General features: G+C 66.2%; 15 protein-coding genes. 6 read left to right on the top strand and 9 right to left on the bottom strand.

The features are described from left to right. Nucleotides 1-7: 7 nt before the first annotated feature. Nucleotides 8-154, top strand: coding sequence for a winged helix-turn-helix transcriptional regulator (locus CA951_RS36045; protein ID WP_373414903.1), 147 nt, complete (start codon nucleotides 8-10; stop codon nucleotides 152-154). Between the two features lie 12 nt (nucleotides 155-166). On the opposite strand, the gene CA951_RS36050 is transcribed toward CA951_RS36045, so the two are convergent. Then, nucleotides 167-1,231: an MBL fold metallo-hydrolase gene (locus CA951_RS36050; RefSeq protein WP_087561433.1), complete on the bottom strand. Its 1,065-nt coding sequence runs from the start codon at nucleotides 1,229-1,231 to the stop codon at nucleotides 167-169. A gap of 129 nt (nucleotides 1,232-1,360) precedes the next feature. On the opposite strand from CA951_RS36050, the gene CA951_RS36055 reads away from it, so the two are divergent. Continuing rightward, nucleotides 1,361-1,699, top strand: a complete 339-nt coding sequence (locus tag CA951_RS36055) for a helix-turn-helix domain-containing protein (protein WP_087561434.1) — start codon at nucleotides 1,361-1,363, stop codon at nucleotides 1,697-1,699. Between the two features lie 9 nt (nucleotides 1,700-1,708). Here CA951_RS36055 and CA951_RS36060 read toward each other — a convergent pair whose 3' ends face one another. The 3 genes from CA951_RS36060 to CA951_RS36070 all read right to left on the bottom strand — a co-directional run bounded on the left by CA951_RS36060 (nucleotide 1,709) and on the right by CA951_RS36070 (nucleotide 4,270). Further along, complete coding sequence (locus CA951_RS36060) at nucleotides 1,709-2,200, bottom strand: hypothetical protein (protein ID WP_256974224.1); 492 nt, start codon at nucleotides 2,198-2,200, stop codon at nucleotides 1,709-1,711. 206 nt (nucleotides 2,201-2,406) lie between these two features. Next, nucleotides 2,407-3,111, bottom strand: coding sequence for a PAS and ANTAR domain-containing protein (locus CA951_RS36065; protein ID WP_087561436.1), 705 nt, complete (start codon nucleotides 3,109-3,111; stop codon nucleotides 2,407-2,409). Beyond that, on the bottom strand, nucleotides 3,089-4,270 hold the full coding sequence (locus CA951_RS36070; protein WP_256974225.1) for a glutamate--cysteine ligase: 1,182 nt from the start codon (nucleotides 4,268-4,270) through the stop codon (nucleotides 3,089-3,091). The genes CA951_RS36065 and CA951_RS36070 overlap by 23 nt, the downstream gene beginning before the upstream one ends. A gap of 84 nt (nucleotides 4,271-4,354) precedes the next feature. On the opposite strand from CA951_RS36070, the gene CA951_RS36075 reads away from it, so the two are divergent. Next, nucleotides 4,355-4,846: a DUF6537 domain-containing protein gene (locus CA951_RS36075; RefSeq protein WP_179220435.1), complete on the top strand. Its 492-nt coding sequence runs from the start codon at nucleotides 4,355-4,357 to the stop codon at nucleotides 4,844-4,846. Between the two features lie 131 nt (nucleotides 4,847-4,977). On the opposite strand, the gene CA951_RS36080 is transcribed toward CA951_RS36075, so the two are convergent. Continuing rightward, nucleotides 4,978-5,742, bottom strand: coding sequence for an RraA family protein (locus CA951_RS36080; protein WP_087561437.1), 765 nt, complete (start codon nucleotides 5,740-5,742; stop codon nucleotides 4,978-4,980). Nucleotides 5,743-5,880: 138 nt separating this feature from the next. On the opposite strand from CA951_RS36080, the gene CA951_RS36085 reads away from it, so the two are divergent. Next, nucleotides 5,881-6,366, top strand: a complete 486-nt coding sequence (locus CA951_RS36085; RefSeq protein WP_087561438.1) for an Lrp/AsnC family transcriptional regulator — start codon at nucleotides 5,881-5,883, stop codon at nucleotides 6,364-6,366. 43 nt (nucleotides 6,367-6,409) lie between these two features. On the opposite strand, the gene leuD is transcribed toward CA951_RS36085, so the two are convergent. From leuD to CA951_RS36100, 3 genes are read right to left on the bottom strand one after another with little or no spacing between them, the layout of a single operon-like run. Continuing rightward, nucleotides 6,410-7,006, bottom strand: a complete 597-nt coding sequence (leuD, locus tag CA951_RS36090; RefSeq protein WP_087561439.1) for a 3-isopropylmalate dehydratase small subunit — start codon at nucleotides 7,004-7,006, stop codon at nucleotides 6,410-6,412. Nucleotides 7,007-7,036: 30 nt separating this feature from the next. Continuing rightward, nucleotides 7,037-8,437 carry a 3-isopropylmalate dehydratase large subunit gene (leuC, locus tag CA951_RS36095; protein ID WP_087561440.1) on the bottom strand — a complete coding sequence of 467 codons (1,401 nt, stop codon included), beginning with the start codon at nucleotides 8,435-8,437 and terminating at the stop codon, nucleotides 7,037-7,039. Between the two features lie 56 nt (nucleotides 8,438-8,493). Beyond that, nucleotides 8,494-9,843, bottom strand: a complete 1,350-nt coding sequence (locus tag CA951_RS36100) for a 2-hydroxycarboxylate transporter family protein (RefSeq protein WP_087561441.1) — start codon at nucleotides 9,841-9,843, stop codon at nucleotides 8,494-8,496. Nucleotides 9,844-10,481: 638 nt separating this feature from the next. On the opposite strand from CA951_RS36100, the gene CA951_RS36105 reads away from it, so the two are divergent. Continuing rightward, on the top strand, nucleotides 10,482-11,606 hold the full coding sequence (locus tag CA951_RS36105; protein WP_087561442.1) for a serine hydrolase: 1,125 nt from the start codon (nucleotides 10,482-10,484) through the stop codon (nucleotides 11,604-11,606). 139 nt (nucleotides 11,607-11,745) lie between these two features. Next, a complete protein-coding gene (locus CA951_RS36110; protein ID WP_087561443.1) occupies nucleotides 11,746-12,702 on the top strand; it encodes an alpha/beta fold hydrolase in 957 nt (318 codons plus the stop codon). On the opposite strand, the gene CA951_RS36115 is transcribed toward CA951_RS36110, so the two are convergent. Further along, complete coding sequence (locus tag CA951_RS36115) at nucleotides 12,699-12,959, bottom strand: acyl-CoA-binding protein (protein WP_087561444.1); 261 nt, start codon at nucleotides 12,957-12,959, stop codon at nucleotides 12,699-12,701. The two genes, CA951_RS36110 and CA951_RS36115, sit on opposite strands and share 4 nt — an antisense overlap. Nucleotides 12,960-13,075: the final 116 nt, after the last annotated feature.

The raw sequence follows: 13,075 nt of genomic DNA on the forward strand, positions 1-13,075 counted from the left end.
CGTCGAACTGGCCGGGGCCGGTCTCGTGACGCGGGAAGTCTGCGAGGGACCGCCCGTATCGGTCACATATCAGCTGACCGAGGCAGGCCAGTCACTGATGCCGGTCCTCGACGAACTGGCGGACTGGGCGAGGACGCACCTCAGGCTGCAGTGACCGGCACGCGTGTCACGGTGCGCGCGTGGAGTCGTCGAGGACGGGTCGGGTCCATGTCTGGTGCGAGCCCGCACCCTTCGCTACGAGACCGAGCTCGCGCAACTTGGCGATCGTCATCATCGTGTTGAACATGGGGTTCGGATTCGCGCCCGATACGCCCAGCTCCTGGGATCGCGCGATGAAGGCGTGAACGAACGCCGGTAGGTCGTCGATGTGATCGGTGAGCAGTGCCTGTGCGGCGCCGTCGAGCGCCGAAGCCTGATCGAGCAGCGTCGACAGGCGCTCGGCTGCGGCAGGGCGATCGAACACCTCGAACGCGTGGCCCTCGGTGACGACGTCGAGAGCGCCGGTCTCGACCAGCGTCAGCGCCAGGGCGGCCGCGGCGAAGATGTTCATCTGGTTGGCGTCGTGCATCGCGCCGCACGGCCCGTTCGGCTCGTCCGACAGGTGCAGCAACCGTGCCCCGGGGAGGTGGACGACGACCTGGCCGGCGCAGTGACCGTGGGTGCGGACGACCTGAACGGCACCGTCCCCGAACGACCAGCCGGACACGTGTTGAGAGCCGATGACGAGGTGCTCGAGCGGGAGTTCCTCGTACGTCCGGGTGATATCGGTGACGGGAACGTAGGGCCGGTACATGGCGAGGAGCCGACGTGCTGCGTCAGCGGGATCCTCGAACCCCGGCACCAGGCCGGACACACGTTCGAGACTCGTGATCCAGTAGGGGAGACCTCGATCGCGGTACTGGCTCGCGTCGTGCGCGCTGACGAAATGCTGCACGTTCGAGCGGTCGAGTCCGACGCCGAGGTCGTCGACGATGTCGTTGTTGCCGACATGGTCGGGGTGACCGTGGGTGGTGAGTAGCAGGACCTTCGACCACGGAGCGAGGTCGTCGGCAGCGGATCGGATCGCGTCGCGGAAAGCGGTGGTCACCCCGGTGTCGACGACCACCAAGAGATCTCCGGCTCGGTGAACGATCGCGTTGCCCACATCCGGCTGGTCCGCGGCCATGTCGAGCGGTTGACCGACGATCATGCGCGTTCGAGCGTCGATCTCGATCTGTTCGCCGAGTGCCACTCGTTCGTTCTAGCACGCCACCCGCCTCGCTGTCTCCCTCCGAGAATCCGATCAGTGACTAGCAACAAAAGTGTTACTAGTAAAAAACTAGTTGACAGTTGGATGCTAGCACCTTNCTAAGGTCGANNTATGAGCTCAGGCGTCGAACAGCACGATCCGCGCGCGTGCGACGGCGCGCTCGCGAAGGCGTTCACGTTCCTGGGCAAGCGCTGGAACGGCGTCATTCTGGCGACACTGATGTCGGGCCCGGCNACGTTCTCCGGGCTGCGACGTTCGGTCGGGAGCATCAGCGATTCGGTGCTCTCCGACCGTCTCGTCGAANTGGCCGGGGCCGGTCTCGTGACGCGGGAAGTCTGCGAGGGACCGCCCGTATCGGTCACATATCAGCTGACCGAGGCAGGCCAGTCACTGATGCCGGTCCTCGACGAACTGGCGGACTGGGCGAGGACGCACCTCACGCTGCAATGACGCGACCGCTCAGGCATGGTGGAGCGCGCGGGGCGTGATCCGCCGCAAGCGTGCCCGGGTGCTGGACGGCTGCTGTTGTTTCTCGCCCTCGTCTTTTCCGTTGTCCGGTTCGGCGTCGACGGTGGATTCCGCCGGGTGGGCGTGCTCGCGATGACCGATTCTCTTCACCCCTGCGACCAGGTGCCCGCCGCCGGATACGACGTTCGCGCGGCGCGAGCGGAGGCGGTCGCGGAACGAAGCGATGTGCTCGCTGGTGGCCTCGGCTTCGGCCTTGGCCGCCGTGACGTCGAGCAGTTCGTCCCGAACCGAGTCACCGAGCTCCGTGATGTCCGGAGACGAAGCGAGGAGTTCGGAGCCCTGGGTGAGCAGCTCCTGTGGCCCACTGGGGGATCGTCCGCCCGCCCCGGCGAGTTTCACGGCCATCTTCAACTGGTGTGTGCGCCCGAGCAGGTATCCCGCGCCAACCGCGGCCCCCAACTCGACTTTGGTTTTAGTTTTCATGATTTTCATGATCGAACCTACTTGCTGTGTGTCGTCGCCACGCGCTGCGTCGACGGCGTCGGCAGCAATAGGGCGCGTCGGTGCGCGCGGGGTGTATATACCGTGACTACCCCGGTTTCCCGGCACTCAACCGCCGGCACCGGCGCTGTGAAGGGGCGGCACGATTCTGCTGAGCGCACCTGACGGAAACGGACCGCGGTTGCCCCTCAGCTCGTGTTGCTCCGGAATTGGTGGGCGGTGAGCAGCACGCGGTCGAACCGGGTCCGGAAGGTTTCCGGCGGGACCGCGGCGGCGGCGGGATCGCCGACCGCGGTGACCAGGTTCTCGGCGATGGTGCGCAGTTTGGTGTTGGTCTCCTGGGAGCGCCAGATGAGGATGTCGAAGGCCCGCTCCGCGGGGATGCCGTAGACGAGCATCAACACGCCCTTGGCCTGTTCGATGACCGCCCGGGACGCGGCAAGTTCGGCGACCGCTTCGTCGAGCGATTCCTGCAGTACGGTCTCCAGGGACTCGCTGACGTCGATGTAGAACCCGGACGTGCCGACCACCCGGTCGTTCTCGCGGAGCTGGTCCCCGACGACGATCACATGGTGCACACGCCCAGCGGTGTCGATGATGCGGTGTTTGCTGCTGAAAGGTTGGCCCTCGTCGATCATCTTCTCGAAGATCGCGGTGACATGGCGGAGGTCGTCGGGGTGTTTGTGCGAGAGCAGCAATTCGGTGGTGGGAGTTTTCTCGCCGGGGCGGTAGCCGTGCATCTCGGCAACCGGGTCGGACCATTCCCACCGTTGGCCGTCGAGGAGGAATCGGAAGCTGCCGACCCGCTGCGGTGTACCCGATCCGAACAGTGCATCGAGTTTCACCGCCACCACCCGCGCGTGGGGTCCGTCATGACCGGTCGGCGGTGTCATGTCCGAGTTCCTCGGTGCTCGCGCAGGTGTCGGTGGTGGTGCAGGTGAGCATGTGGAGGAGGTCGGCACGAGATCCTGCCCGGAGGATGCGGCGTTGCCGCACAGCCCCGTTACCCGCACCGAGGACACACTCGACGGCGCAGCGGACGGTCCGGTAATCGCCGGTGCGCTCGAGCGCCGGACGTACATGATCGACAAGCCGCGCGGTAGCCTCGCGCGCCGAGATCAGGTGTCCGGACCCGGTGTCGAGGGCGTATCTGCTCACCCCGTCCCGGGCGGCGCGCCAATACGCCGCCCGCAGCAGAGCGGGGTCGAGCACCGGTGCCTGTTGCCCGCTGTGGACAGCACCGAGGGCGGTGGTGACCAGCGCGCGCACCAGCGCGGCGAGGAGCACCGTTTCCTCGACGGTCGCGGGGACGTCGCTGACCCGCACCTCGAGGGTGGGCAGGTGCGCCGACAGGCGCACATCCCAGTAGACCATCGCCGTATCGAGGATCACCTCGTGGTCGAGCATGTCCGCCACCACGGTGTCGTAGTGCTGCGCGGAGCGGAAATACGGGGGTGGCCCGGCACTGGGCCACCGCGACCACAACACGTGCCGCCAGCTGGCGTATCCGGTGTCGCGGCCGGCGAAGACCGGTGAGTTCGCGGTCAGTGCCAGCAGCACCGGCAGCCAGGGACGTAGATGGTTGCTGACCTGCACCGCGAGGTCCCGGTCGTCGAGTCCGACGTGAACGTGACAACCGCAGATGACCTGCTCCCCGAGAAGGCCGAAATGCTCGGCCATCCGCTGATAGCGGGGCAGCGCGGTGATCGAGGTCGGGGGCGGTCCGAAGGGGGGTACCCCGGTCGCGAGCACCGCGACGCCCACCGCGGAGGCTGCGGCCGCCACCTGTGCTCGAGTACGCCGGAGCTGGTTTCCGAGATCGGTGAGGGTGGTGCACACCGGAGTGGCGGTTTCGATCTGACACCGCGACAACTCGAGTTGCAGTTCGGCGCCGCAGCGTCGGGCGGCGGCGGCGACCGCGGTGTTACCCAGGAACGGGGCACCGGTGCCGGGGTCGGCGAGCACGAACTCTTCCTCCACCCCGATGGTCGGCGTGAAACCGGCGGTTCCGGCACCGGCAGCACCGATCGGATTCGCTGAAAGTGTCGACACCGTTGTCCGCTCCTGCCCGACCGCCCTGAAACCCGGGGCCATCCACAGCCTGGCACCCCCACCCGAGCGAAGAACCGGATCGGCATGGAAAAGGGACTTAAGTCCCTGCGGGGTGTCGACGTCACACCTGGTGACCGCCCGGCACGACTTACATCCACCACGCCCAGGTCTGCGCCGGTCCCGCTGCGCTCGTGCGTGGACGGCAACCTCACCTACAAGCTCCACCCCCCGACCCTCGAGGCGGTGGGCCGGAAGAAGAAGATCGGTCTCGGACCGCGCAGCCACACCGCACTGCGTGTGCTGGCCAAGGGCAAACGGCTGCGGGGCACGCGGTGGGATCCGTTCGGATACGCCGGGATGCGTCGGCTCGAACGACGCCTGGCCGCCCACTACGAGCAGATGGTGCTGCGTTTGGCGCGTGACCTGGATGAGAGCACGTACGACACGGCGGTCGCCGCCGCGGCAGCCGCGGATATGGTGCGCGGCTACGAGGACGTCAAAGTCCGCAATGTCGACAACTACGTGACGCGGCTGCGAGGCCTCGGGATCGAGACGGTCGAACTGCTCGACACCTGACAGACACACCAACGCGGAGGGGCTCGACGCCATGCGTCGAGCCCCTCCGTCATGCGCCTTCCATGGTGCCGACGGCCGACGGATCACGAGCCAAATTCGATATCAGCGCATGCTCCGTCGGCCCACCAGGGTCAGCGGTCGAACACGCTGACCGGTCGTTGCCGCAGCTTGCCGAGAAGGTCGGCGATCGAATCACTCGACCGCAACTGGGTGAGTAGGTCGTGCTCGACCCGCTCGGCCTCCACACAGACCTTCACCACGTCGAACAACCGGTCGGCCGGAATGACGGCGACCCCGTCGTCATCGGCGACGATGATGTCGCCCGGGTGGACCAGGCGCCCGGCCAGCCGGACCGGTTCGCCGATCGACTCGGTGGCGTAGCGAAAACGCGCGGCCTGCGGAACCCGGGCCATCGACCACACGGGCAAGCCGCTGTCAACGATGGACACCGAATCACGCACCGCGCCCCCGACAACGCAGCCGGCGAGTCCGGCCAGCAGCGCCCAATGCGCCGACAGCGCACCCACGACAGCGGTATCGGCGGGGGCGGGGCAGTCGAACACCGCCACATCACCGGGCCGGGCGCTGCTGTAGAGGTCCCGGTCTCCGAGCCGGGCACCAAGTCCGTCCGCCCTGTTGTCGGCGACGTCGCCGGTCAGCTGGCGGTACCGCAACGTCACCGCGGGCCCGCAGATCCGCTGGCCCCGACTCAGCGGTGTGAGAGTACCGGCACCGATCGCGGCACCGTCGCCCAGCTGGTCGAGGGCGTCGGCGACCGCGCAGGAGACATCGGCAACCTGCGAGAGGGAAGCCAACAGTGCGGCACGGTCGCGGTGGGCCGTTACCGCCGCCTCCCGGTCGATCGTCGGCGAGACCGGGGAAGATTGCTGGGACATCGTGTTCTCCGTTCGTCAAGTAGGCGGTCGGTGTTCGAACCCGCACCTGGTGGGCTAGTGGTAGGAGACTGGAACTAGAAGGTGGGCAATCGGCCCTGTTCGGTTCATCCTGAGCGCTGCATCGGGAACAATGGGGTGATGCAATTGACCACTCCCTTGGACAAGCTGGATCTCGATCTGTTGAAGCTGATCGTCGAGGAACCCAAGGCCGGGGTGCGTGAGTACGCGCGGCGCCTCAACGTCGCGCGCGGCACCGTGCAGTCGCGGCTCGACAAGTTCTCCCGCGACGGGGTGATCACCAGCTACCGCCCGCAAATGCAACCGACCGCCCTCGGGTACTCCATCCTGGCGTTCGTGCACCTGGACATCGCGCAGTCGATGATGGACGCCACCTGCCGGCATCTGGCCACCATCCCCGAGGTGCTCGAGGTCAATTCCGTTGCCGGAAAAGGCGATCTGCTGTGCCGGGTGGTGGCCAAGGATCACGAGGACTTCGAGCGGGTCCTGCAGGAGATGATCGCCACCGAGGGGGTGCTGCGAACCCAGTCGGAACTGGTGCTCAGCCGCCGCATCGCCCCGCGGATCGTGCCATTGCTGGAAAAGCAGCGGGCCGAGACACCCTGAGGGTCTCGGCCCGTCCAACGCTGCGGTCACTGCATCCCTGAGGTCAGCGAATCAGAGTGGTCGAGGGCAGTGCGGGGCGCCGCTGGTGCTCGAAGTCGGTGATAGTGCCGGCGTGGGCGAGGGTCAGGTCGATGTGGTCGAGTCCTTCGAGTAGACGCCAGCGGGTGTTGTCGTCGAGTTCGAACGATGCGGCGATCGCACCCGCCCGCACCTGCCGTTCGATCAGGTCGATGGTGACCTGATGTCCGGGCTCGGCCTCGAGCACGCACCAGAGTCGTTCGATGGTGTCGGTCGGTAACTCCACGGTGAGCAGGCCGTTGGTGAGGGCGTTGCCGCGGAAGATGTCCCCGAATCGGGGCGCGATCACCGCCCGGAATCCGTAGTTCTGCAACGCCCAGACCGCGTACTCCCGCGAGGATCCGGTGCCGAAGTCCCGGCCGGCGACCAGGATCGTCGACCCGGTGTAGGTGGGGTCGTTGAGGACGAAGTCGGGTTCTTCACGCCAGTCGTGGAAGAGTTTGTCGGAGAACCCGGTTCGGGAACTGTGGGTGAGGAAGCGGACGGGAATGATCTGATCGGTGTCGACGTCGGTGCGCCGCAGTGGCGCGGCGATGCCGGTGTGCACGGTGAACGGTTGCACGAGGTCCTCGATTCGCAAACGAAAGGTGAGTCAGTTCAGGTCGGCGGGTGCGGCCAGGTGACCGGCCACGGCAGTCGCCGCCGCCACGGCGGGGGAGACGATGTGAGTGCGAGAGCCCTTGCCCTGGCGGCCCTCGAAGTTGCGGTTGTTCGTCGATGCGGCGCGTTGACCGGGTGCGAGGCGGTCCTCGTTCAGCGCTGCGCACATCGAACAGCCGGCGAATCGCAGTCCCGCTCCGGCGGCCTCGAACACCTCGTTCAGGCCTTCGTCGATGGCCTGCTGACGCACCTTCATCGATCCGGGCACGATCATCAACTCGACCCCGGGTGCGACCGTCCTTCCATCGAGGACACGCGCGACGTCACGCAGATCCTCGATCCGGCTGTTGGTGCATGATCCGATGAACACGACATCGACCGGAAGCCCGCGGACCGGCCGTCCGGGTGTGATGTTCATGTAATCCTGGGCGCGTTCGACAGCGGCCCGTTCGATCGGGTCGGGGAACTGGTCCGGGTGGGGCACCGGGTCACCGAGTGGACCTGCCTGCGCAGGCGTGGTGCCCCACGACACGAAGGGGGTCAGGGTGGAGGCATCGATCACGACTTCCTTGTCGAAGACGGCGTCGCCGTCGCTGAACAGGGTGCGCCAGTACGCCACCTCGGCATCCCATGCGTCCCCGGTCGGTGCGGCCGGGCGGCCACGCAGGTACTCGAAGGTCTTCTCGTCCGGGGCGATCATCCCGGCCCTCGATCCGGCCTCGACGGACATGTTGCACACCGTCATCCGGCCCTCCATCGACAGCTCGTCGATGGCCTGACCCCGGTATTCGATGATGTGGCCCTGGCCGCCGGCGGTGCCGACGCGGGCGATGATCGCCAGGATCAGATCCTTGGCCGTCACCCCCTCGGGCAGCGAGCCGTTCACGGTGACCGCCATGTTCTTCAGCCGTGCCATCGGCAAGGTCTGCGTGGCCAGCACGTGCTCGACCTGGCTGGTGCCGATCCCGAAGGCCAGTGCCCCGAACGCACCCTGGGTGGCGGTGTGCGAATCGCAGCAAACGATCGTCGACCCCGGATGGGACAGGCCGAGTTCGGGACCGATGACGTGCACGATGCCCTGATGTTCCTCGCCGAGGCGGAACAACTCGATCCCGAACTCGGCACAGTTCTTGCGCATCAGCGAGACCTGTTCGCGGGCCGCCGGGTCGACGATCTCCTTGTCGACGGCCACGGTCGGAGTGTTGTGGTCCTCGGTGCCCAGCGTCAGGTCAGGGCGCCGCACCGTGCGACCGCTCGCCCGGAGGCCGTCGAAGGCCTGTGGGGTGTTCACCTCGTGCAACAAATGCATGTCGATGTAGAGCAGGTCCGGCTCACCCTCCTCTCGGCGAACTATGTGTGCGTCCCAGACCTTTTCGGCCAGTGTCTTACCCATCTTTTTCTTTCTCCTCATCGAATACATGCGTGCCGAGTGGCGGCCGACCGCCGAAATCAGCCGTAGAAGTAGGCCAGGAAACCCGAGGCCGACAGCAGCACCAGTCCGCCGCCGAGCCGGGAGGTGATCTGCGCAAAGGGCAGCAGATGCATGCGCCGGGTGGTGCCGAGGGTGGCGATGTCACCGGACCCGCCGAGGTCGGTCATGCACAACCCGGCGGTGATCGAGGACTCCACGAAGTACAACTTCAGCAACCACCCCACGAATCCGGCGGTCAGTGCGGTAATCAGCACCGTGGCCACGGTGAACGCCAGATATGCAGGCCGGGAAGAAAGTTCGGCGATTTGCTCGATGTCGATCAGGGATACTCCGATGCCGACCAGTGCTGCGGGCACCCACAGCTTGACCACGAACTGGTACCACTCTGTCGTCGACTCCTCGACCTCCTGCGGCAGCACGCCGGACAGCTTGATTGCGGCGGTGAGCAGGATGACCCAGGCGTAGAGGTGCACCGGCGGGACCGCGGCCTGCAGCATCGCACCGACGAGGTAGATCGCGCCGGTCATCAGCAGGCCGGTGCCGAGGCCGCTGATCGTCAGCGGGCGCTTGTCGGTCAGTGCGGCGACTTGCTCCGGGGTGGCCTTGATCCGCAGCATCTCACCGTGGCCGTTGAACCCGACGAACAACTTGGTGCGCCGGCGGGTCAGGTTGGCGTAGACCGATGCCAGCACGATGCACAGTAGGTTTGCGCAGATGATCGGCGGCACGATGCTGGACATGTACTGCTGGGCGTCGCCGCCGATGGTGTCGGCGTACATCTGCGACAGTGGGATCGCACCGCCGGAGATGCCACCAGCCATGATTGGGATGGTGACGTCGAGAACTGCGGTCTTGAATCCGAAACCGGTGACCGCCGCGAGTGCGCCGATGATGCTGACCACCACGGCGAACGCGACCACGATTACCGCACAGAACCGGCCCCCGGCCTTGATCAGGAACCGGCGGTCCATCCCGAGGATGCTGCCGGCGATGATCGACGCCACCAGGATCTCGACGAAACCGTATCCGGTGAACCAGCTTTTGACGATGGCGGCGAAACTGTCCGGAACCAGACCGGAGTACACGGCTAGGGCGGGCACGAACACGCACAGCAGAGGGCCGCCACCGATCGCAGACAGCGCCGGGGTGCGGTCGCCGATCCAGAACAGGCCGCAGCCGATGATCATCGCGATGGCTAGACCCCCGAAGATGTTCTCCGGGAGCGTTCCCGTGTACACCGCGCCCAGACCGACCGCGACGAGTGCGAGGTACCACGGCCAGGGCATCGACAAGATTTTCGCGCGGTCGGACCCGCGGCGGGCTGAAACCGTCGCCTCCGTGCCGGGCACAGCATCCTTGATTTCCACGTTCGCCTCCTGCGCCGCGGCGGCGGGGCTGCGCCGACCACGGAAGTTATGGGGAGTGACTCACATCACTGGTCACGAACGGTAGCGTTTCCTGCGCCTCAGTTGCCAACGGTCTCGGATTATTCATACCATTGGCCCAATTGGTGACGGCCAGACTCGACCAGTGTGGACAATTGGCCCGACTTCCGACTGGGAACTCCGACGAGGCGTGCCCGAGTTAACCGTGGAGGATCCGGCAATCAAAATTTCGCAATGTCTGCGGCGACGGGCCAATTCTCGCCGGCCAATTCGCCGAACTTGCGGAGAAGGGCGATCTGGTGAAGCCAGTTCAACGATGGTTCATCAGCGCTGGGTGGACCGTCACCCCTGATCTTCTCTGCCCGGACCACGCATGAGGACGTCAACGGCACTTCTCTGCCGCGAACGGACACGGCACCTTTCGAATGCCGCACATTTGATGCCCTCCCCGGATAGCCGGGTGAGGTGGCCGTCGTGGATCCGGTAGATCACCCGACTCGTGTGCGCCGGTTCCTTCGAAGTAATCCGCCTCCCCGGCTGGGACGGCCGCCCATACTGGAAACAGTGTTCCGCGCAAGCTTCGAGCAGGTCGAGGTTCGAGACGGCGATGGGAGAGCGGGGTGGCACGGACATTTTCGGGGCGGCGACTGGTCGCCGCGCTGGCGGTCCTGACGACGGGACTGGTGGGATGCGGTGAGTCGGACGATGCACCGGTTCTGCCCGACGCACAGCTCACCGACACGATTCCGGCGGCGATGGAGCGCGCCGCGGTTCCCGGGGCGATCGTCGGTGTCTGGCAGGACGGCGCCGAACCGTACGTGCAGGCGTTCGGGGTACGCGACACCGCCACCGGTGAGCCCATGGCACCGGACCTGTTCATGCGCGTCGGCAGCCTCACGAAGACCTTCACCACCACCGCCCTGCTGCAACTGGTCGACGAGGGAAAGGTCGGACTCGACGATCCGATCGGCAGGTATGTGTCCGACGTCCCCAACGGCGAGGCGATCACCCTCCGCCAGTTGGCGGCCATGCGCAGTGGGCTTTTCGACTACTCCGAGGTGGTGATTCCTGCGCTCCCGAGTCAGCCACAGCGCCAATGGACACCCCAGGAACTGCTCGCGATCAGTTTCAGCCGTCCACCCCTCTTCGCGCCGGGAACCGCGTTCGACTACTCCAACACCAACACCCTCCTCCTGGGTCTCGTGGTCGAAAAGGCGTCCGGCCTGCCGCTGAACACGTACGTCGCCGAGCGCATCACCGGACCAGAGAAACTCGACGACACCACGGTCCCCACCACTGCGGCCATCCCGTCACCGCATGCGCAGGGCTACTCGAAAACCGCCGACGGCGCGACGGTGGACGCGACCGACTGGAACCCGTCGTGGGGATTCGGCGCGGGCAACATGATTTCCACGCTCGACGACCTGCGCGTGTGGGTGCGCGATTTGGCAGAAGGAACGCTGCTCTCCCCGGCCACCCAGCACGAGCGGGAGCAGTTCCAGCCGGCGCCGTCGGAAGGCACGGGTTCGCTGTACGGACTCGGGGTCGAGAACCAGAACGGCTGGATCGGCCACAACGGGAACATCGCGGGCTACCAGACCTATGCGTATTACCTTCCCCCCGAGGCCAAGACCGTGGTGGTGCTGGTCAATTCGAACGCCGACCCGCTGGGTGTGTGGAACTTCTTCACGGAGATCGTGAAGATCGTCAGCCCCGACCACCCCTGGCCGGCGCCGCCGTCGTAGTGGCGACGAAGGGCCGGACCCACCCCTGGGTGGCGGGACGGTCACCCCCGGGTGATCACGGCCAGCACTCTGGGTGCTTATTTCCCGAACCTGCGCGATGGACAGTAGAACCTGTCATCGCACGGAGGAGGGAGGCGGCATGTCGATCGAGAGCACCACTCGAGCCCTGGTCCCACGTAGGACCACAGTCACGGCGGACGACGGTGTGTCGCTTGCCGTCCGCGAGTACGGCCCCACCGACGCCCCCATGACGATCGTCCTTCTGCACGGCCATTGCCTCAGTGCCGAATCGTGGATCTTGGTGCGGGATGAGCAGATGCGGCAGTACACCGACGCCAGGATCGTCAGCTACGACCACCGCGGACACGGCGATTCCGACGTGGCGTCCGCTGCGACCTACACCGTCGAGCAGTTGGGCTGCGACCTCCACGCGGTGCTCGACGCCGTCGCCCCCACCGATCCGGTCGTCCTGGTCGGGCACTCCATGGGTGGGATGACCGCGCTCACCTACGCCCGCCAGCATCCACACGAGATCGGCACCCGCATCGTCGGGATCGGCCTGATCGCAACCGCCGCGAGTGGTCTGGCCGACGCGGGATTCGGCCGACTGCTGCGCGCCCCGGTCCTGTCCTGGGTCCAGCAGGCAGTGCGCCTGGCACCGACATCAATGGAGCAGGTGAAGCGTCTCGGGTGCAAGGTATTCGCACCGGCAATCCGCGGGGCTGAATTCGGCAACCGGAAGGTCAGCCCACACGCCCTCGAGCTTGCCATCGCCATGCACGATGAGACCCCGATCGTGACGATGACCAGCTTCCTGGACTCGTTCACGACCTACGACGAGTCCGGGACGCTGCCCGCTCTCTCCGTGATTCCCACGCTCGTGCTGTGCGGTTCCGCGGACCTGATGACGCCGCCCACCCATTCGGTGGCAATCGCCGCGCAGGTCGAGGACGCCGACTTCGTCTGCGTCGACGGCGCCGGCCACTCGGTGATCCTCGAACAGCCGACCGCGGTTGCCGACGCGATCGCTCGTCTCGTGACCCGGATACGCGGTTACGAGACCGCAGAAGACGCGAACCTGGTACTTACCGCTTAGCCCTGCTTGAGTTGGGCCACCAGGTCGATGTAACCCTGCTTGGCGTCGGCGCTGCTCGTACCCGCCAACTTGGCCCAGGCGTCGTACTTGGCGCGTTTGACCATGTCCAGCCGACCGGGCCGCTTGCCCTCGACATCACCCTTCGACCCCTGCTTGAACAGCGCGTACAGCTGCAGCAGCTGATCGTTGGCCGGCCGCGAGGTGAGCTTGTTGACGTTCTCCTGTGCATCGGCAAACGCCTGGTCCAACTCCGACATGGCACCCCTGGCTCTGGGACGGACGATTCGACGTAATCGTAGCGGCCGGAGCCGACGGCGGCTGGTTCACGTAAGTCGAGATGGCGGAGTGGGCCTCGAGAGCGTGGAGTATCGCG

It is taken from the genome of Rhodococcus sp. NCIMB 12038, assembly GCF_002165735.1.
Taxonomy (GTDB): Bacteria; Actinomycetota; Actinomycetes; order Mycobacteriales; family Mycobacteriaceae; genus Rhodococcus_F.